Below are 20,323 nucleotides of genomic sequence, written 5' to 3' on the forward strand. Positions count from 1 at the left end.
TCCTATGTATACTTAAATACTGTCAATTTTAATCTACCACTCTTCGTTGTCCCAAAAATATTACTTATCTTAAATTTTCCAAGGCCTCTTATTGTAAGCCTAGAATTTTCGGAAACTTCTTTGCTCTTATCTTTTGTTACTCTATAGTCTAGAAGAACACTTCCTGAACTTATTGCATCTAAAGCCTTACTTCTTGATATGTTCCCCAAGGCTGCAACTATACAATCTAACCTTTTAGAGGTTACTATTACACTTTTTTCTTCATAGCTAGGTTTAGGTATCTCTTCTAAATCATAAATGATTTCACATTTACAACTTAGATTTCTTATTTTGTTTAAATTATTAACTAAAAAATCAATTATACTGTGATGAACAGCAACATAGCAGCCATCTTCTTTTAGAATTAAGTCACCTATTTTGTTTCTATTTATACCTAAAGCCATAATAGATCCTAAATAGTCCTTGTGCTCTAATTTTGAAAACTTAGTATTGCATTGAATCTTTAAAAGACTTATTGGAAACTGGTCATACTCCTCTTTATTGAAGGCGATAACCCGTCTTTCTCCATCCTCAAAAAATCCAAAACTCTCAATATTTACATCAAAGAAATTAATTTCTTGAAGAGTGCTCCATACATCTGGAGTATAAAACTCATCAGTAAACACTGAAATATTTTTTGTCCTAGCTAAATTAAATCTTTCGAAAAGTTTTAATGCTTCAAACTCTTCTAAATTTAATAAATTTATAAATTCTTTTTTATTCATATTACTTTGAAGCCCAGTTGAACATTCCTTTGTTGCTTAACTCGCTCTTTAATTCATTGCTTACTTCAACGTTTGAAGGTGATACTATAAATACTCCCTTTTCAACTTCTTGAAGTTCTCCACATAATGCATAGCAAGCTCCACCAACGAAGTCTATTAATCTTTGAGCTGTTCTAAGTTCTAATGAAGTTGTGTTTATAACAACTATTTTTCTATTTTTTAATGCAGTACATATTTCAGTTGCATCATCATAAACTAATGGTTTAGTTATCATTAATTTAGCTGTATTAGCTGTATGAATATTTACAACTTTACCATTTTTCTTAGAAGATAATACTGGAGCAAAAGCTTCTTCCTCTTCCATTATCTCTTCTTCTTCCATTACTTCATCTTCATCTTCAAATTCATCAAACCCTAAAAAACTCTTCATTTTACTAACTACTTTAGACATAATCATATCCTCCCAATCTTATTTATATATTCTTTCGCCAAAAATTCCTTGGCCAACTCTAACCATATTGCTTCCTTCTTCAATAGCAATCTCAAAGTCACCTGACATTCCCATTGAAAGTATATCCATTTTTATGTTTTTAAAATTTCTTTCTTTTAAGCTACAAAAAATCTTATGTGTCTTATGGAAATAATTTCTACATTTTTCTTTTGTTCCCTTTGGAATTATAGTCATAATACCTAAAACATTAACATTGTTACAAGCTTCAATAGCTTCTATAAGTTCATCTAACTCTTCTTCCAAGATACCATATTTTTGTTCTTCTCTTCCTATGTTAACTTGAATTAAAGTATTGGCAATTTTATTATGTTTACCATATACTTTTTCTATTTCTTTTAATAATTTGACACTATCTAATGATTGTATAAGATGTACTTTATCAACTATGTATTTCACCTTATTAGTCTGAAGATGTCCTATTAAATGCCATTCTACATCTTGATGAAACTCGTCAAATTTTCTTAATATCTCTTGAACTTTATTTTCACCAAATTTTCGAATACCAAACTCATAGGCTTCTTCCATCTCTTCAATAGTTCTTGTTTTAGATACAGCAATAAGTTGAACGTTAGCTGGAATTTTTTCTGTAATTTTTGTTAAATTTTCTTTAATATCCACTTTTACTGTCTCCTTTAATTATATATTACATTATATTCTTCTCTATAGGAATAGAAAATCCTTCTTTTTTGTACAATTTTTTCACAAAATTTGTTTATTATTTCCCACTAGATTTCATATATTTAGGATTCATATCACTTATATATGCCGGCATGGTAATATCGTCACTTTTTGTTATTTGAACCTTTATTCCTCTATTCATAAGAGTCTTAATATAACTTCCATCTCTCATAATTTGATTTTCTATTTTTTCTGGATCACCTATAACATTAACATAAAATGGAGCTGGTATTTTAACACCATTCATTCTTAAAAATTGTCCTCCACAATATATTTCAGTGTTATATATGATTCTTTGGTTATTTATAGATATGGCTTCAGCCCCTGCAGCTTTTAGTTCATTTATGACCTTAATCATATCATCATCATGAATAGTTCTTAAAAGTCTCATAAAGTCATCAACTACTTCTCCATTAAAAGCTTCTCCACCATCCTCTAAGACGATTTTCAAACCTGATCCTTTAACATCTGACAAACCCGCAATCATTAAGTTATTGTTTAATTCTTCTACCATATCATTAGAAACCTTAATACTAGACTCATCACTTTTAGAATAATTATTTATTTTCTTTTGTAATTCTCTATTATTCTCTTTTAACTTTGATATTTCATTATAAAGACTGTTCCGTTTATTATAAGCATCCTGATATTCTTTAGCATTTAATACCTTAGTGGTTTCTGTACCATCAAAATTTATATTCATAGATATTAAAAGTCCTACTATAACAGAAGCTATAAATATAAAAATAGTAAATTCTCTATTTTTCAAAGCCCCACCTCTTTATCGCTCTTTGCTCTTCTCTAATAATATCCTTCTTATAGCTGCAAAGTTATTAAATATTCTACTACCAAAAACAATAACAGCTGCAAAATATAGTGGTATTCCTAATTTATCTCCTAGGTATGCTAATAGAGCCGCTAAAGCTGCATTTCCAAAAAAACCTGATATAAAAACATCTGCTTGAAACTCTTTTTTCAAACTAGCTTTTATAGCCCCAAACACAGAATCTAAACAAGCAACTATTGCTATAGATAGATATGGTGAAAATTTATCAGGTATGCTTCCTGGAAATATAACGCCTATTATTATACCTGCTAAAAGCCCAATAAATACTATCATTCAATTGCCCTCCTAATCAACCTTTTTTAAATACTCAGAAGATAGGTTTTGAGTGGTTTTAGGTATTGTAATTGAATCCTTCTTCTCATATTTATAATCATAATTACCGCCTAATACTCCATAGTCCATTTCTCCTGGAAAATCTATTCCCTTTATTATGTTATCTTGGTTTCCTATAACCTTTATTGTTAAACTCTCCTTTGGAGAAATTCTTTCATTATTTCCTATCCATATAAAGTTACTTGCATTTTTTATTCCTGTCTGAGGAGTTATTCTAATATCATTAACTGCAATAGCTTCTGCTCCTGAGAAAGCTAATAAATTTAATATATGAATTATCTCCTTTTCACTTATATATTCAGGATTCTTTGAAGTAAGTAATGGTGACTTTGGTGTTATTGATAAAATTATTCCCGGTCCATTAACCTCTTCAGTTCCTAGTATCATTCTAGTTTCATCTAACTGTTCTTTTATTTTATTATTTACATCACCTTTAGATGTAGCTGCATCCTCTATCTCTTTTAATCTTTTATTTAAAGAGTCATTATTTTTTTGAAGCTCTTCTTTTTCTTTTTTAAGTCCATCTATTTCAGCCATTATGTCATTTTGATTATAATTTTCTATTATATTTTTTTCTTTATTATTTATCATTTTAAATTGATAAGTTAATAAAAAACCTAACAAGGCACAAACTATTCCAATGATAATTTGTGAAGACAATTTTTTCAAAAAACATTCCTCCTTACTTTTCTTTGTATATTACAGGGTTCCCATTAAAGCTTATGTTTATATATCCTTTTTCAAAATTTCCTGCTGGGTCATTTAATATATTAACCATCTTATTTAATTTTTCTCCTAATTCATCTGTTCCCCCTAGAAGTATTTGAACCTCACCTTTATTCATAACAATATTGTTAAGGTTAGATACATCTATAGAGTTAACTTTTACTTTGCTTTTATTTAAAACTTCTCCTATTTGTTTCAAGACTTCAACTTTTTCTTTGTCAGTACTCATAGGTTCTCCTAAGAATCTATTTTCAACATTTAATCCAGTTACTACTGGTAGTTGTAACCCCTCTGCAGAATTTTTCTTTTCCATTATAACCAGATTTTCATTTAACACATAGAAATCTGCACCATCATTTACGATGAAAGTTGCATTTCTTTCTTCCACCTTTATTGTCAATTCGTCTGGAAGTTTTCTTGATATCTTAACATCTTTTATATATGGATTACTTAATATTTTCTTTTTTAAAGCTGATGTGTTAAGTAAAAATATATTTTGATTTAAAACATCATTTTCTTGTATTACCTTTTCTTTAGTTATAATATTATTGTTGTTTATATTAACCTTTTTTATATTGAAATAAGGTGTTTTTAGTAGAATTAAACCTAATACAACAATAAGTATTATACTAATCAATATGACCTTTTTTCTAATCTTTTTTCTTTTCTTTTTTAATATATAATCATTTATATTTGTATTCATAATTCTCCTTAATACTTTATTTTGCATTTCAATATCAATAATATCATTTTACTGGATTTTTTTCATTAATTTTTTAAGAAAATATTAATAATAATAAAAACATTACTGTAAGAAATTCCACATATTTTCCCCCTATTTTTCTAAAAAAAATAAAGGCGTATAAAACGCCTTTAATCAATCTTTTTATTTCCCTGTCTTGATATATTAAGTAGAATTCCCATAGCCATAAGGTTAAATACTAAAGCAGTTCCTCCATAACTTATAAATGGAAGCGGAACTCCTGTAACTGGCATTGAACCTGTTACAACGGCTATATTAATTATAGCCTGTACTCCTATGATTGAAGTGATTCCTACCGCTAATAAAGTACCATATTCATCTTCAGCACTCATAGCTATTTTTATTCCTCTGTAAACGAATATAACAAATAATAAGATTACTACTGTACACCCTATTAATCCTAATTCTTCTCCTATTATTGAGAATATAAAGTCATTGTGTGGCTCTGGCATGTATAAAGTCTTCTGTCTAGATTGACCTATTCCAAGCCCAGTAACTCCACCTGCTCCTAAAGCATAGAAAGATTGAATAAGCTGATATCCATCACCAGCAGGATCTTTCCAAGGATTTATAAAGTTCATCATTCTAGCTACTCTATAAGGCTCTATTAAAGCAAAGAATAATCCTGCTACAATCATTCCTGGTGCTATTACACCAAACATAAATCTTTTTCTTGCTCCAGCCACAAAAACCATTATGAAAGTAACAAAACCTGTTACAGCTGCTATACTAAGGTTCTTTTGTGCAAGTATAAGAACTGCAAAGAATCCTCCAACTAAGAAGCATGGAACTATTCCCTTCCAAAACTCCTTAATCTGCTCCCCCTTATTGGTAATCATATAAGCAAGTATTATAACTACTGCATACTTAGCAAGCTCAGATGGTTGGAAAGATAGTGGTCCTAATCTTATCCATCTTTGAGCTCCCTTTACTGCTGGGAAAGCATAAACGGCCACTAATAATACAGGTGTTACTATGATTAATGGTACTGTAAGTTTTTTAAGCTTATGGTAATCAAAGTTTGCTATTACAAACATAGCTATTAATCCAATAATAGCGAAAAGCCCTTGTTTCTTTAAGTAAGCCATACTATCGCCTTCATTTACCATAGCGAAATATGAACTTGCACTATAAACCATAATTACACCAATAGCAAGTAATATAACTATTGTGTATAAAAGACCTAGGTCCATTTGACCATATCTAGATTTAGTAGTCTTTTTTTTCTTCATTTAAAAACCTCCTATTTAGGGATTTTCTAAAGTGAAGCAAAAGCAATGAAGCAAAATACCACTGTTATTATAGAGAATACAGAAACTATCTTTGTTTCACTCCAACCTAATTGTTCAAAATGGTGATGTATTGGAGCCATTTTGAATATTCTTTTACCTGTAAGTTTGAATGAAGCAACTTGTAATATAACAGAAAGTGTTTCTATTACATATATAATTCCTATGAACACTAATATTAAAGGCATTTTTAATATTAAAGCTATCATTGCTACAGCTCCTCCTAAAGCAAGAGAACCTGTATCTCCCATAAATACTCTCGCTGGAAACGCATTAAATCTTAAGAATGCAAGTAATGAACCAGCTAAAGCAACACAGAATATTGCTAAACTTATGTGTCCTAAATTATAACTAACTATTCCTAAAAATGTTGTTACTAAAACAGTAACTGATGTAGCTAACCCATCTAATCCATCTGTTAAGTTTACTGCATTTGTTACCCCAGCAAAATAGAATACTACAAATGGTATATAGAATAATCCTAAGTTAAGTTGACCATCTAAGAATGGTATGTTAATGCTAGTTCCTATATATTTATAAGCATACCAAGTTAAAAAGCCTGATACGATTAATAGTAAAATCATTTTTTGTCCTGATGTTAATCCTTCATTTTTCTTCTTAATTATCTTTAATAAGTCATCTAAGAATCCTACAAAACCAAATCCTATAAATGCATATAAAGCTACCATCGCTTCATCTGTTGGATTACCAACCATAATAAACATTGTTATAATAGTTGCAAATATAAATATTAGTCCACCTATAGTTGGTGTTCCAGCTTTTTTAAAATGACTCTTTGGTCCCTCTGTTCTAATGTTTTGTCCAAATTTTAGTTTATGTAGTAGTGGAATTATAATAGGTCCTAGTATTGATGCTACTATAAAACTTATCACTATTGCCATTACTATCTTGGGATCTATCATCGACTTCAAAATTTCCATAAAATTCTGCTACTTAAACCAGTAAGCAGCTTCACCTCCTTAGTTACATTTACTTCTCTAATAATGCTTTAGTTATTTCTTCAAATTTTAAACTTCTTGATGCCTTAACTAATATAATATCCCCTTCGCATATTATATTAAGTAAAGTGCTTATTAATGCTTCTTTATTTGGATATACAGTACATCCCTCTCCATATCCCTCTTTAATGTTTTCTGAGAACTCTCCACAGCAAAGTATTTTATCTATTCCATTTTCCTTTGCATACTTACCTACTTCTTCATGAGCTTCCTCTGATTTATGTCCAAGTTCCTTCATCGTTCCTAAAACTGCTATTCTTCTTTTGCCTTCTATATTCTTCATAACATCTATAGAAGATTTAACAGCTACTGGACTAGAGTTATAGCAATCATTTAGTATTGAAAATCCATCTTTTTTAATAAGTTCTAATCTCATTGATGTTGCCTCAATATTGTTTAACCCTCTCTTCATTTCTTCAAATGAAAGGCCTAACTCTTTTGCTATAGCAACTCCTAGCATAAGGTTGCTTATATTATGTTTCCCTGGCATATCTAAAGAAAACTCTATTTCTTTATCACCGTCATATACTGTGAAAGTAGATGAAAGCTCTTCTAAAGCTATATTCTTAGCTCCTATTTCAAAATCTTCTCCAACTCCAGTTTTAACTATTTTATACTCTGCCTTAGGTAAAGCCCCTAGAAAATCATCATTTCCACAAACAACAAGAGTATTATTCTTATCAAAGAAAGTTGTTATTTCCATTTTAGCTTTTAATATGTTTTCTCTAGTCTTTAATATTTCTATGTGAGAAATTCCTATATTAGTTATAATACCTAAATCAGGAGATGCAATTTCTGCAAGTTCTCTAATTTGACCAAGACCTCTCATTCCCATTTCTAGAATAGCTACATCATATGTACTATCTAGCTCTAAAATCATAAGAGGTAATCCTATTTCATTATTGAAATTTCCCTTTGTCTTAAATACTTTGTATTTATCACTTAAAACAGCAGCAACTAAATCTTTAGTAGAAGTTTTTCCTGCTGATCCAGTTATTCCAACAACTTTTAATCCTAATTTTTCTCTATAAAATTTAGCTAAATCCATTAAGGCTCTTCTTGTATTTTCAACCTTAATTAAAGAAACTCCATCTTTTAGCTCATTTATATCACATTTAACTTCATCAACTATAGCAATCTTAGCCCCTTTATTGAAAGCATCTAGAACATAGTTGTTTCCATTGAAATTTTCACCCTTTAATGCAATAAATAAAGTTCCTTCTTCTATCTTTCTTGTATCTGTTGATACTGCCTTTATTTCTTTTACATCAGCTTCTTTTAATAAAGTTCCTTTAGTGGCTTTTACAATCTCTTGTAAATTTAATTCTAGCATTCTTTAACACCTCTACTTGCCTTCTAAAATATCATATACAACTTCTCTTTCATCAAAGTGTATTGTTTCATCTTTTAGTATTTGATAAGTCTCATGACCTTTACCAGCTATAACTATAACATCACCCTCTAAAGCCATATTCATAGCTTTTCTTATAGCTTCTTTTCTGTTAACTTCAATTTCAAAGTTATCATACTTAAGTGGCTTTACTATGTCATTTATTATATCCATAGGTTCTTCACTTCTTGGATTGTCAGAAGTAATTATTACAACATCTGATAATTTACAACCTATTTCACCCATTTGAGGACGCTTAACTTTATCTCTATCCCCACCACAACCAAATACAGAAATCATTCTATTCTTAGTAAAGGCTTTTACTGTACTTAAAATATTTTCTAATCCGTCTGGTGTGTGTGCATAATCTATTATTATGCTATAAGGTAAATTTTTTTCTTTTGCAACTAGTTCACATCTTCCTGGTATTACAACATCACTTAATCCTTCCTTAATTTTTTCTACAGGAATATTTAAGTTATATGCACATATTATACAGCCTAATGAGTTGTATATATTATATTCTCCAGGAATATTTATAGAAAATTCTTCTATTTTATCTAAATTCACCTTAAATTCTGAACCATTTGAGTGGCTTTTAATCTCAAAAGCTTTAAAATCTGAATCTTTTTCAACTGAGAAAGTAGAAACTTTTGTCTTTACTCCTCTTTTTTCTATATCTTCTATTATGTTAGTACCATATGGATCATCTAAGTTTATGATACTATGATTACTTCTTTCGAAAAGTTTAAATTTAGCATTATAATAGTTTTCAAAGGTTTTGTGAAAATCTAAATGATCTCTAGTTAGATTTGTAAAGATTCCCTCTACGAATTGAACCCCATATACTCTATCTAAATCTAGAGAATGAGATGAAACCTCCATAACGCAATATTCAACTCCAGCTTCAACCATATTTTTAAATAATTCATGAAGCTCATAAGATTCTGGTGTTGTTCTAACAGCATCAACTTTCTTGTTTCCTATATAGTTTGCTATAGTTCCAATTAATCCTGTTTTACATCCTGCTTTTTCTAAAATTGATTTAATCATAAAAGCAGAAGTTGTTTTTCCGTTAGTTCCTGTTATTCCGATTATTTTTAATTTGTCTTTTGGATTTCCAAAATAATTTGAGGACATTAATGCAAGAGCTTTTCTAGTATCTTTAACTTTTATTATTGTTATGTCTTCTGAAACACTTACATATTCCTGAACTATTATTACCTTAGCTCCCCTTTTAACAGCATCACCTATAAAGGAATGTCCATCTACTTTAAAACCTTTTATACAAACAAAGATATCTCCTTGTTCTATCTTTCTGTTATCATATCTTATGTCTTGTATTTTTGACTCTTCATTACCTTTTATAACTTCATAATCTAAGCCATTTAATAAACTTTTAAGAATCATTTTTTTCACTCCTTAAATACTATGCACTAAACAAGCGTTAAATTCACAAAATACTAGCATGTGAATTTACTCACATGCTAGTTTTTTAACTATAATTATTTCTTAGCTAATTTAAACTGTATTGTTGTACCACTTTTCACTACATCGCCTTGAGCTATACTTTGCTCTTTTACATTTCCTTCTCCTTCAAATGTACCTTTCAAACCAATTTTATCAAGAATTTCTTTAGTTTGTTCCATTGAAAGACCATTAAAATCTGGTACTACAACATCTTTATTATAGTTTGAAGTAGTTTTAGTGTAAAGTTTAATTTCACTTCCTTCTTTTATTGTGTATCCTGGTTTAGGATTCATATCCACTATAGAACTTCCTCCATCTTCTATGGAGTATTTTATATTATTTTGGTCTAAAATAGCCTTAGCTTTATCTAAACTCATACCTCTTACTTCTGGTATAACTACTTCTTTAGTTTTATTTTTATCTAAATTTGAAGTATCTAATTGCATATAATTAAATATTTCACTAAATAAATCATGTGCTAATGGAGCGGCTACTAATCCTCCAAAATATTCACCTTTTGGATTATCAACTGATATTAAAACTGAAATTTGAGGATTATCATATGGAGCAAATCCCGCAAATGATGCTACATATCCTGCACCATATCCACCGCCTTCTTTAACTTTTTCAGCTGTACCAGTTTTACCAGCTATCTCATAGCCTTCTATATATGCTCTTTTAGGTGAACCATAATGAACTGTTCTTTCTAAAGCCTCAGCTACTCTTCTAGCTGTTTTTTGATCTATTACATTTTGAACTTTTTTAGGTTCAAAAGTTTCATCTACAACCCTTGTTCCATCTTTATCTTCATGACTTATTTCCTTCATAACATGAGGTTGAATCCATGTTCCTCCATTAGCGATAGTGTTCATAGCAGCCATTAATTGCACTCCACTTGCACTATCTGTTTGACCAAAAGATATTGTAGCAAGTTCTACTGGTCCTATTTTATCGTTAGGAAGTACTATTCCTGAAGTTTCACCTGGTAAATCTATTCCAGTAGCTTTTCCAAATCCAAATTTTTGTATATATTCATTTAATTTTTCTTTTCCAAGCTTCTCACCTATATCCATGAATCCTACGTTACAAGAATTCTCTAATATTTGGTCAAATGTTTCAGTTCCATGTCCTTCTGGTTTCCAACATTTTATATAAGTCCCTGAAACATTTTTTCCTCCTGGACAATAATAAGTTTCATCTCCACCAGCTATTCCTTCTTGTACTGCTGCTGCTGAAGTTACCATCTTAAATATAGATCCTGGTTCAAATGTATTTGACACAGCCGAGTTTTTCCACATATTCTCAGTCTTTTGTGTTTCATTATCACCCGGGAAATTTTTATATCCTTCATAAGGATTATTAGGATTATAATCTGGTTTATTAGCCATAGCTAGAACTTCCCCATTTTGAGGATTCATAACTATTATACTAACTCCTTCTGCTTGATATTCTTTCATACCCTTTTCTGCAACTTTTTCAGCGAAATATTGTATTGTTTCATCAATAGTTAGTGTAACATCTTTTCCATCTACAGGAGCTGCAAATTCAGCATTTGAATAAGGGATCCCATTACTATTTCTTGCAACTTCTGATATCCTCATTCCTGGAATACCTGATAATTCTGCATTGTATTCACGTTCAATCCCACCTTGACCAACTCCATCTTGATCAACTCTTCCTAAAACTTGAGCTAAGAAATTATTGTCTGGATAATATCTTTTTGTATCTTGAGAAACTATTACCCCTTTTATTTTTAAAGCCTTAACTTTATCAGCTTTATCCTTTTCTATTTTTCTAACTAAGGTTGCTGATGTTGCTGGCACTCCTGATGGTAAAGTTGTGTTTAATTTATCATACACATCTTCTTTTGGCATATCTAAAGCAGTTCCTAACTCTTCTGCTATTTTATTAAGTTTTGCTTTTTTTTCATCATCTGTATCATCATTCTTAAAAGCAATTTCTTTTAAAGTTTTAAGGTCTAAATCTACTCTATAAACATTGGCACTAACAGCTAATTGGCCACCATTTCTATCTAAGATATCTCCTCTTTTAGCAGCTATTTTCACTTCATTTTTCCATTGCTCTTCAGCCATGGTACCATATTCTTTATGCTTAAAAATCATTATATACGATAATCTTAATACTAAGACCGCTAATAATCCCCATATGACTAACATAATCCAATAAGATCTTCTATTCGTAAGCGACTTTGTTATTTTATAATCTTTAAATCCTTTGTTCTTCTTTTTATTTTTCACACTTAGCCCTCCATATTAAGTCAAATAAAATGAGCCTTACATTCAAAAAGTTATCTTTAGAAAACTACTAAACTTATTAAGTTTATTTTTAAAAAATCAAATTAATAAATCTATAGCCATTATATAAAAAATTATGGATGCACTCTTAAAACAATAATAAAAGTGCACCCTAATTTATTCCCCTATTGCTTCCCTTCAGTAGTTTGGTCACCACTTAACTTAACCATATCATCCTTAGTTGGCAATATCATTTTTAGTTTGTTTTTAGCGACATCCTCTATTTTATCTAAAGAACTTGCTTTTAATATTTGAACCTTTAAAGCTTCATTTTCTGTTATGACAGAATTTATTTGCTTATTCATTGAATCCAACTGTTGCTGAGTCTTATAAACTTTTATATCTCTACTTATTGTTACCCCACCAACAACTAATATTAGAAGTACTATTTGTAATACACTTTTTCTTACTCTTTTGTCTTTTTGCTTTTTTCTTCTCTGTTGTTCGATTTTTTTCTTTTTCTTATCGTAGGTTTTTCTACTTGGTACAGTTTGCTCTTTTCTTTGTGGTTTAAGTGCAGAACTTCCATTATAATCAAACTCTTTTACAATCATCTCTTATCCCTCTCCAATTAATTTTTATTCCCCTTACTTAAAAAAATCTACTTAAACATTTGTTTCTAAAATATCATATTATAATTTCTCTATTACTCTTAGCTTAGCACTTCTACTCCTTGGGTTAAATTCTAATTCTTCTTTACTAGCATCTATAGGTTTTCTTGTTATAAGTTTAACTTCTGGCTTTCTATTACAAACGCATACTGGAAACTCGCTAGGACACGTACAAGGATTAGCTAATTCCTTAAATGCATTTTTAACAATTCTATCCTCTAAAGAATGGAATGTTATTATAGCCATTCTTCCGCCTTTGTTAAGTTTCTTAACTCCATCAAAAATAGTTTTGCTTATTATTTCAAGTTCTTTATTAACTTCTATTCTTATAGCTTGAAATGTTCTTTTAGCTGGATGTGGTCCCTCTCTTCTAGCCTTAGCTGGAATAGCAGACTTTATTATTTCAACCAATTCTAAAGTAGTCTCTATATTTTTTTCTTCTCTATTTTTAACTATAAAATTTGCTATCCTTTTAGCAAATTTTTCTTCCCCATATTCCTTTATTATTCTGTAAAGCTCTTCTTCTGAATATGTATTAACTATTTCATATGCTGAGAATTCATTATCTCTATTCATTCTCATATCTAAAGGAGCATCTTGCATGTAACTAAATCCTCTTTCTCCATTATCTAACTGATAAGAAGAAACTCCTAAATCCATAAGAATACCATCTACTCCCTCAATTCCTAAGTCAGTTAGGACATCATATATAGCATAGAAATTACTATGTACATAGGTAACATTTTCATACTCTTTTAATCTTTCTCCTGCTGCTTTTAAAGCATCTTTATCCTGATCAAATCCTATTAATCTTCCTTCACTTGAAAGCCTTTTAACTATTTCGCTTGAATGCCCTGCACCACCTAATGTACAGTCTACATATATACCATTTTCTTTTATATCTAAAGCATCGATGCATTCATCCAGCAAAACCGAAACGTGTTTAAATTCCATATAAATACTCCTTAATTTTTTAATTAATTATCATCTTTTGATTATTAAAATCATATTATATATCATCAATATAACTAAATTTATCTTCTTTGTTTTTATCAATAAATATTCTTAAACATATTTATTAATTATTAAATAATATGTAAATTATTATGCCTCTTACTAATTTACACTAGAATATCATATTATTGCAACTATTTTCCCATTATATATATATTTTATTATACATTATTCTATAAAAAATTAAAAATTCCTTTCAAAATTTATTATTTATAAATTAATACTATTAAAATACCCTTAGAAAAAAATTTGACATTATATTTATTTTGATGTAAAATTTTAAAATACTATGGGAGTAGATAGGGGCTGGTGTCTCTACAGGTCTTCAACACCTAGTTATGGTGCTAATACCATCATGGGTGGGTTCGATTCCCACATACTCCCGCCACAAAGCAAAAAGCTATTTGAAATTAACTTTCAAATAGCTTTTTTTCGTCTAAAAATGCTGTTTAAATTTGATGTAAAAAAGTTTCTATTTTTTACTTTTAAACTATACGTTGAATCTGAAGTTAACTATGTCTCCATCTTTCATTACGTATTCTTTACCTTCTAATCTATAAACACCTTTTTCTTTAGCAGCTGCTTCTGAACCACATTCTATTAAGTCATCATAAGAAACTACCTCTGCTCTTATGAATCCTCTTTCTATATCAGAGTGAATTTTACCTGCAGCTTGTGGAGCTTTAGTTCCTTGTTTTATTGTCCAAGCTCTAACTTCTTGTACACCTGCTGTTAAGTAACTCATTAATCCTAATAATTTATAGCTTGCTTCAATAAGTTTATCAAGGCCTGCCTCTTCTAATCCGTACTCAGATAACATTTCAGCCTTTTCTTCGTCATCTAATCCTGATAATTCTTCTTCAAGTTTAGCACAAACAACCATGATTCCTGAATTCTCTGATTCAGCATATGCTCTTACTTTTTGAACATATTCATTGTCTAAATTTCCTTCCATCATATCATCTTCTGATATGTTGCAAGCATATAAAACTGGTTTTGAAGTTATTAAGAATAAGCTCTTAACGAAAGCTTCTTCATCTTCAGTTACTTCTAAAGTTCTAGCTGGTTTATTTGCTTCTAAGTGAGCCTTTAATCTTTCCATTACATCATACTCAAACTTAGCAGTTTTATCACCTGATCTCACTAATTTCACAGTCTTTTCCATTCTTCTTTCAAGAACATCTAAGTCCGCAAAAATAAGTTCTAAGTTTATAGTTTCTATATCTCTTATTGGATCTACAGAACCTTCTACGTGAACAACGTTCTCATCATCAAAACATCTTACAACATGAACTATAGCTGCAACTTCTCTTATATGTGATAAGAATTTGTTTCCTAATCCTTCACCTTTACTAGCACCTTTAACTAATCCTGCTATATCATAAAACTCTATTGCAGTATATACTTTTTTCTTTGTGTTATATATTTTTTCTAAAACATCTAATCTCTTATCTGGTACACTTACAACACCTACGTTTGGCTCTATTGTACAGAAAGGATAGTTTGCTGATTCAGCTCCTGCTTTCGTAATAGCATTGAATAATGTACTTTTACCAACGTTTGGTAATCCAACCATTCCTAATTTCATCTATGTACACGTCCCTTTCTCATATTTAATTTCATACTTAATGATTATACTCTAGCTTAATATATATTTCAACAACTGTATTATGTTTCCTAATTATCCACCTAAAAATACAAATTAATCCTAATATATAACACATAATAAATTCGAGGTGATGTTTTATGATTAAGAAATTTTTATCATTATTTTTTTCAACAATGATAATTTTATCTCTTTCTTTAAATACAAAAATAGCAGCAAAAGAAATCAATAGTCCTTGCACAAAAGAATTTAACTGGTATTACTCTTATAACAAAGAAGAAGGAATCCCTCATGGCCCTAAAGAAACACCATATATATCTAAATATAAGGTACTTTATTGTGGAGATACTTCAAAAAAAGAAATTTTTCTTACTTTTGATGAAGGATATGAAAATGGAAATACAGGAAAAATACTTGATATATTAAAAGAAAACCAAGTACCTGCTGCCTTCTTTGTAACAAGACCATATATAAAAGATTATCCAGATCTTATAAAAAGAATGGATGAAGAAGGTCATCTTGTATGTAATCACACTTCTCACCATCCATCAATGGCTAAAATTCTTGATAAAGAAAAGTTTAAAAAGGAATTTACTGAGGTTGAAGAAGAGTATTTTAAAGTAACAGGAAAAGAAATGCCTAAATTCTTTAGACCTCCAATGGGAAAATACAGTGAGCAATCTCTAGCATCAACTGAAGAACTTGGTTATACTTCTGTCTTTTGGAGTTTTGCATATAGAGATTGGCTAGTTAATGAGCAACCTTCTAGAGAGGCTGCTAAGAAGAAAATATTCGATAAGCTTCATAACGGTGAAATAGCCTTACTTCATGCTGTATCTGATACAAATACTGCTATTTTAGATGAGCTTATAAAAGAACTTAAAGCTGATGGATTTGAATTTAAATCTTTAAATGACATAACACCTAAACAAGAATAATCTTTCTTCATAAAATCCTAAATATATTTAGAGGTCTAGCATAAACTAAAACACCTAGTCTACGCTAAACCTCTATAATATTTCTAAATTATTTAAGATTTAATACATATAAAATATAGATAAATTTAACTAAAGTTATCATTAATCTTGTAAGAAATTATTCTCTTTTAAAATTTCTTCTTTTAATCTAGTACTTTCATGTCTTATATGTAAAATTTCTTCTTTTATCTTTTTCACAAATTCCTCATCCTTTAAAAAGGCTAAGTTTATTTCCACATTAACTACAGAGCTATCTATGCAAGCACTAAGCATTATTGCACTAACAATTGCATCAGAAACTAAATTTCTATTTCCATACTTTGCAGCAAACTTTACATTATCAAAAAACTTTAAAGCCTTTCTGCTAAGTTTTAAAGGAACTATCATTGCACCCAAAGTACATTCATCTATTTTTTCACTTCTTAATTTCTTTTCTTCCTCTGTATCCTTAGGCAATTTATAACAGTCCATTAATGCACTAAAAGCCTCTTCGTCCCTATTCATGAAATCTAACATTTCATCATAGCTTTTTTTAGCCTCTTCAAGATTCTTGTCTAGAATCCTTTTATTTTCATCACTTAAAGATTCATAAACTTTTTTACCAACAGTTAAGCTATAAACCATTGAAGTTAAAGCTACTCCTACTGCTCCAACAATACCTGCCGCTGCCCCACCGCCAGGTGCTGATGAACTTGATCCTAAGTCTTCTATAAAATCTTTTATTGTTTGGTTTTTCATTAATTACCCCTCCATCAAATATTATTGCTTATTTTAATTTAAGTATATTATTTAATTTTTTTCCTATGCTACTCCATTCATATTCTTCATTAGCTTCAAAACTCTTACCAGAATCAATTAATTCTCTGCATTTATTTAAATCATCTAATATAGCTTCATATTTATTTTCACTAACTATACACTTATCCTTATTACTTATAACATTCTTTATAGGATCATTTTCATCACCTAGTATAACCATAATAAGATTTTTTGTTCCTAAGTAATCATATATTTTAGCAGGTATTTGTTTTGAATTTTTATTTCCTAAAACAAGAAGAACATCCCCATGAATCATATATCTTAAAGCTTCTTTATAATCAATTCTTCCATTAACACTTACATTGGAAAATTGTTTTAATGCTTCTTTTATGTTTTCATCATCTATATTTCCAAAGAATATTATGTTTAATCTATTAAATAATTCCTTATTGCTTATTTCTAATTCTTTTAAGGCTTTTATGAAAGGTCTTAAATCTCTAATCTTACTAAAAATCTCTCCAGCATAAATTAAATTTATCTTATCCTCTTTTAAAAGCTCTGGTTTCTCTTCTCTTTCAATCTCTTCATATATAGCTTTATTATATCCTCTAGTTACAATAAACATTTTATCATCTTTAACATTATACTTTTCTATAAAGTCTTTTTTGTTCTCTTCAGTTACAAATATATGTCTATCACCATTTAATACTACAGCTTTTTCCTGTTTACCTTCTATAAACTTTCTTATAAATCCAATATCTTCTCTTGATGGATCCTTAAGCCATGGATCACTCCAATATAAAACCCATGGTATATCCTTAAAAGCTTTTTTTATTCTTAAAGCGCAAAGATGACTTGAAGGTGGTTCATGCATAGAAAAAATGACATCAAACTTCTCTTTTTCCATAAGCTCTTTTCCATACTTTGAGGCCTTGAAGCTCCAGTTGTAATACATATCAGGAAAAATTATTTTATTTTTAATATTCCTCATAAGCTTCATCTTGCCATTAGCTTTTGTATTAGAAGGAACTTTACTTACTTCTTCATTATTAGGTTTTTTAGGCATTATCTTATTAAATAATTTTCCACCCTCAATTGCATGGACTTTTACCTTACTATCTAAAAGCTTAAGAATTTCTGCATCATAATAAATAGAGTTTTTAGGAAAATCTACTGTTAAAAGATGAACATTATTATTATCTATGTTACATAAATTATTTAAGTACATAAGAGTCTCAATAGATGCAGAATTATTAATCATTGGTGAATAGCAGGCTATAAATAAAATCTTCATTATTTTTTACCTCTTTCTTTAACTGATAAAAGTAAAAACTTTGGTATAGAGCCTAATCTCTTTATTCTCCAAGGTTCCTTAGCTACTCTATAAAGCCACTCCATGCCAATATTAATCATAAATTCCGGTGCTCTATTTACATTACCAGCCATAACATCAAAACTACCACCAACACCCATAAAAACTTTACAGCAAAGTTTATCTTTATATTTTTCTATAAATATCTCTTGTCTTGGAGCTCCCATTGCAACAAAAATTATATCAGCTTTGCTTTCATTAATTTTTTCTATTAAATCATTGCAATTTTCTAAATCAAAAAAACCATTATTACTTCCAACTACATTTATTCCTTTATAGTTATTCTCTATTTTTTCTTTACATGCAATAAGAGTTTCTTCTTTAGCTCCTAATAAAAATACTTTTAATCCACTTTCTTTAGCTTCCTCTAAAAGCATATTCATAACTTCAATACCAGCTATTTTTTCTTTTATTTCTATGCCGTTTATCTTAGCTGCAAGAAGTGTTCCAACTCCATCTGGAATTATTAAGGCATCTTCTTCAGTAAAGCTATTTCTTAAAAATTCATTGTTTATACCATTAAATAAAACCTCTGGATTTCCAGATATTATGTTGACTCTTTCTTTATTTTTTATTTCTTCTAAAAGTTTCTTTTTATCCTCTGAAAATATCCTATATCCTAATAACTCCCTATACATATCTCGCTCCTAAAGGCTATTTAATATTATTATTTTTCATAAATGTTTCTATTTCTTTTACTATCTCATCATCCTTATTAATAGCTTTAGCTATATCTAAATGCTGTTTAGCATCTTCAATCATCCCTGCATTTAAATAACAAACTATTAAATTAGTACAAATCTCTATATCTCTTGTACTTTCAAAGGCTTTTCTTAAGTATTTAACAGCCTCATCATATATACCTAATGAAGCATAGTTTATTCCCATTTCATTAACAGCTTCAACTATACTATCATCAATAGCTAAGCATTCATTTAAATAATAAATTGCCTTTTCAAAATTCCCTAATCTTCTATAAGCTGTAGCAATATAGTATCTTAGTATAGCATTATCTTGAAACTTATCTGCTAAAGGAATAAGTCTTTTTAAAGCATCTTCTGGCTCTTCTAATAATTCTTCTTTTCCTTCTTCATAATCAGCTGAATCCTTTATTTCATTATATAAAACCTCAACTATTTCGTTTCTTTCTCCACCCTTAGCTAAATATTCATTTATATCAACATAAGCCTTATCATATTGTCCCATATCATTGTAAGCTATTGCTGAATAAAGGTATGGAAGTGCTAAGTCACTTCTATGAGCCTTACATTTATCACATATTTCTAATTGAGTTTCATTATAAGACTTATTTTTCTCTCTTAAGGATTCACATATTAATAAAAGATTTTCATAAACATCAGTATCATCAGAAATCTCGTTTAATCCTTTTAAAAGCATGAAAGCCTCAACCATATTTCCATCTTTAACCTTATCAGCTACTATTTTTTTCACACATGGAATAGCATCATCTATTAATGGAATTAACTTTTTATAATCTTCATTAAATCTAAAATCTTTATCTCCGCCTAAAGCAAAAAACATGCCTTCAACTAAATAGTTTATTTGTAGTGATTCTAACTTATATCCACTCTTTATATCACTTGATAAATGTCTTGGATCTATAGGAACATACAATTCTTTTATATTTACTTCCTTTTGATCTTTACCTAAACTTTTAATAAGCCCATTCCCATCTACTTCTAAAAATAAAAGTTGTGATAACTTCTCTTTTGCAAATGTATTAAAACTCATATCTCTATCTCCTTAACTAACTTTTACTAACTATTTTAATTCTATCTAAAAATAAAATTTATAAACCTAAATTTATTATACATCATAAATTTCGAACTATATTTTATCACAAAATAAAATTTAGTTC

Annotated in this window: 20 protein-coding genes and 1 tRNA gene; 2 read left to right on the forward strand and 19 right to left on the reverse strand. The window is 29.3% G+C overall.

All coding sequences use genetic code 11. The features are described from left to right. Window positions 1–2: 2 nt before the first annotated feature. The 14 genes from AC2A4K_RS12725 to rsmH all read right to left on the reverse strand — a co-directional run bounded on the left by AC2A4K_RS12725 (window position 3) and on the right by rsmH (window position 13,670). Complete coding sequence (locus tag AC2A4K_RS12725) at window positions 3–764, reverse strand: YlmH family RNA-binding protein (RefSeq protein WP_322502865.1); 762 nt, start codon at window positions 762–764, stop codon at window positions 3–5. A 1-nt stretch (window position 765) separates the two neighbouring features. Next, window positions 766–1,215: a cell division protein SepF gene (locus AC2A4K_RS12730; protein ID WP_322502866.1), complete on the reverse strand. Its 450-nt coding sequence runs from the start codon at window positions 1,213–1,215 to the stop codon at window positions 766–768. Between the two features lie 18 nt (window positions 1,216–1,233). Beyond that, window positions 1,234–1,893 (reverse strand): YggS family pyridoxal phosphate-dependent enzyme, encoded by a 660-nt coding sequence (locus AC2A4K_RS12735; RefSeq protein WP_322502867.1) that lies wholly within the window; start codon window positions 1,891–1,893, stop codon window positions 1,234–1,236. 97 nt (window positions 1,894–1,990) lie between these two features. Next, window positions 1,991–2,722 carry a DUF881 domain-containing protein gene (locus AC2A4K_RS12740; protein WP_322502868.1) on the reverse strand — a complete coding sequence of 244 codons (732 nt, stop codon included), beginning with the start codon at window positions 2,720–2,722 and terminating at the stop codon, window positions 1,991–1,993. A 12-nt stretch (window positions 2,723–2,734) separates the two neighbouring features. Next, window positions 2,735–3,073 carry a small basic family protein gene (locus AC2A4K_RS12745; RefSeq protein WP_322502869.1) on the reverse strand — a complete coding sequence of 113 codons (339 nt, stop codon included), beginning with the start codon at window positions 3,071–3,073 and terminating at the stop codon, window positions 2,735–2,737. Between the two features lie 12 nt (window positions 3,074–3,085). Beyond that, entirely contained in the window at window positions 3,086–3,802 is a 717-nt protein-coding gene (locus AC2A4K_RS12750) for a DUF881 domain-containing protein (RefSeq protein ID WP_322502870.1), read from the reverse strand. Window positions 3,803–3,815: 13 nt separating this feature from the next. Then, on the reverse strand, window positions 3,816–4,562 hold the full coding sequence (locus AC2A4K_RS12755) for a cell division protein FtsQ/DivIB (RefSeq protein WP_322502871.1): 747 nt from the start codon (window positions 4,560–4,562) through the stop codon (window positions 3,816–3,818). A 170-nt stretch (window positions 4,563–4,732) separates the two neighbouring features. Then, window positions 4,733–5,854 (reverse strand): stage V sporulation protein E, encoded by a 1,122-nt coding sequence (spoVE, locus tag AC2A4K_RS12760; protein ID WP_322502872.1) that lies wholly within the window; start codon window positions 5,852–5,854, stop codon window positions 4,733–4,735. Window positions 5,855–5,880: 26 nt separating this feature from the next. Continuing rightward, the gene (mraY, locus tag AC2A4K_RS12765) at window positions 5,881–6,852 is read right to left on the reverse strand and encodes a phospho-N-acetylmuramoyl-pentapeptide-transferase (protein WP_322502873.1); all 972 of its coding nucleotides are present in this window, start codon (window positions 6,850–6,852) and stop codon (window positions 5,881–5,883) included. A 49-nt stretch (window positions 6,853–6,901) separates the two neighbouring features. Continuing rightward, a complete protein-coding gene (locus AC2A4K_RS12770; protein WP_322502874.1) occupies window positions 6,902–8,263 on the reverse strand; it encodes a UDP-N-acetylmuramoyl-tripeptide--D-alanyl-D-alanine ligase in 1,362 nt (453 codons plus the stop codon). Window positions 8,264–8,275: 12 nt separating this feature from the next. Continuing rightward, entirely contained in the window at window positions 8,276–9,730 is a 1,455-nt protein-coding gene (locus AC2A4K_RS12775) for a UDP-N-acetylmuramoyl-L-alanyl-D-glutamate--2,6-diaminopimelate ligase (RefSeq protein ID WP_322502875.1), read from the reverse strand. A gap of 95 nt (window positions 9,731–9,825) precedes the next feature. Continuing rightward, on the reverse strand, window positions 9,826–12,048 hold the full coding sequence (locus tag AC2A4K_RS12780) for a stage V sporulation protein D (RefSeq protein WP_322502876.1): 2,223 nt from the start codon (window positions 12,046–12,048) through the stop codon (window positions 9,826–9,828). A gap of 182 nt (window positions 12,049–12,230) precedes the next feature. Continuing rightward, window positions 12,231–12,659 (reverse strand): cell division protein FtsL, encoded by a 429-nt coding sequence (locus AC2A4K_RS12785; RefSeq protein ID WP_322502877.1) that lies wholly within the window; start codon window positions 12,657–12,659, stop codon window positions 12,231–12,233. A 78-nt stretch (window positions 12,660–12,737) separates the two neighbouring features. Beyond that, a complete protein-coding gene (gene rsmH, locus AC2A4K_RS12790; RefSeq protein WP_322502878.1) occupies window positions 12,738–13,670 on the reverse strand; it encodes a 16S rRNA (cytosine(1402)-N(4))-methyltransferase RsmH in 933 nt (310 codons plus the stop codon). Window positions 13,671–14,021: 351 nt separating this feature from the next. Between rsmH and AC2A4K_RS12795 the strand changes: the two genes are divergently transcribed. After that, window positions 14,022–14,118, forward strand: a tRNA-Sec gene (locus tag AC2A4K_RS12795). A gap of 102 nt (window positions 14,119–14,220) precedes the next feature. On the opposite strand, the gene ychF is transcribed toward AC2A4K_RS12795, so the two are convergent. Continuing rightward, window positions 14,221–15,318 carry a redox-regulated ATPase YchF gene (gene ychF / locus AC2A4K_RS12800; RefSeq protein ID WP_322502879.1) on the reverse strand — a complete coding sequence of 366 codons (1,098 nt, stop codon included), beginning with the start codon at window positions 15,316–15,318 and terminating at the stop codon, window positions 14,221–14,223. Between the two features lie 158 nt (window positions 15,319–15,476). Between ychF and pdaA the strand changes: the two genes are divergently transcribed. Next, window positions 15,477–16,274, forward strand: coding sequence for a delta-lactam-biosynthetic de-N-acetylase (gene pdaA / locus AC2A4K_RS12805; RefSeq protein ID WP_322502880.1), 798 nt, complete (start codon window positions 15,477–15,479; stop codon window positions 16,272–16,274). A gap of 141 nt (window positions 16,275–16,415) precedes the next feature. On the opposite strand, the gene AC2A4K_RS12810 is transcribed toward pdaA, so the two are convergent. Genes AC2A4K_RS12810 through AC2A4K_RS12825 form a run of 4 tightly spaced genes read right to left on the reverse strand, consistent with a single transcriptional unit; the run spans window position 16,416 to window position 20,196 of the window. Further along, on the reverse strand, window positions 16,416–17,051 hold the full coding sequence (locus AC2A4K_RS12810) for a cyclodeaminase/cyclohydrolase family protein (RefSeq protein WP_322502881.1): 636 nt from the start codon (window positions 17,049–17,051) through the stop codon (window positions 16,416–16,418). 28 nt (window positions 17,052–17,079) lie between these two features. Next, complete coding sequence (locus tag AC2A4K_RS12815) at window positions 17,080–18,366, reverse strand: glycosyltransferase (RefSeq protein WP_322502882.1); 1,287 nt, start codon at window positions 18,364–18,366, stop codon at window positions 17,080–17,082. Beyond that, a complete protein-coding gene (locus AC2A4K_RS12820) occupies window positions 18,366–19,082 on the reverse strand; it encodes a WecB/TagA/CpsF family glycosyltransferase (RefSeq protein WP_322502883.1) in 717 nt (238 codons plus the stop codon). Before AC2A4K_RS12820 ends, AC2A4K_RS12815 begins: the two co-directional genes overlap by 1 nt. A 16-nt stretch (window positions 19,083–19,098) precedes the next feature. Next, entirely contained in the window at window positions 19,099–20,196 is a 1,098-nt protein-coding gene (locus AC2A4K_RS12825) for a tetratricopeptide repeat protein (protein ID WP_322502884.1), read from the reverse strand. Between the last annotated feature and the right edge of the window lie 127 nt (window positions 20,197–20,323).

The organism is Clostridium sp. LIBA-8841, from assembly GCF_057782475.1.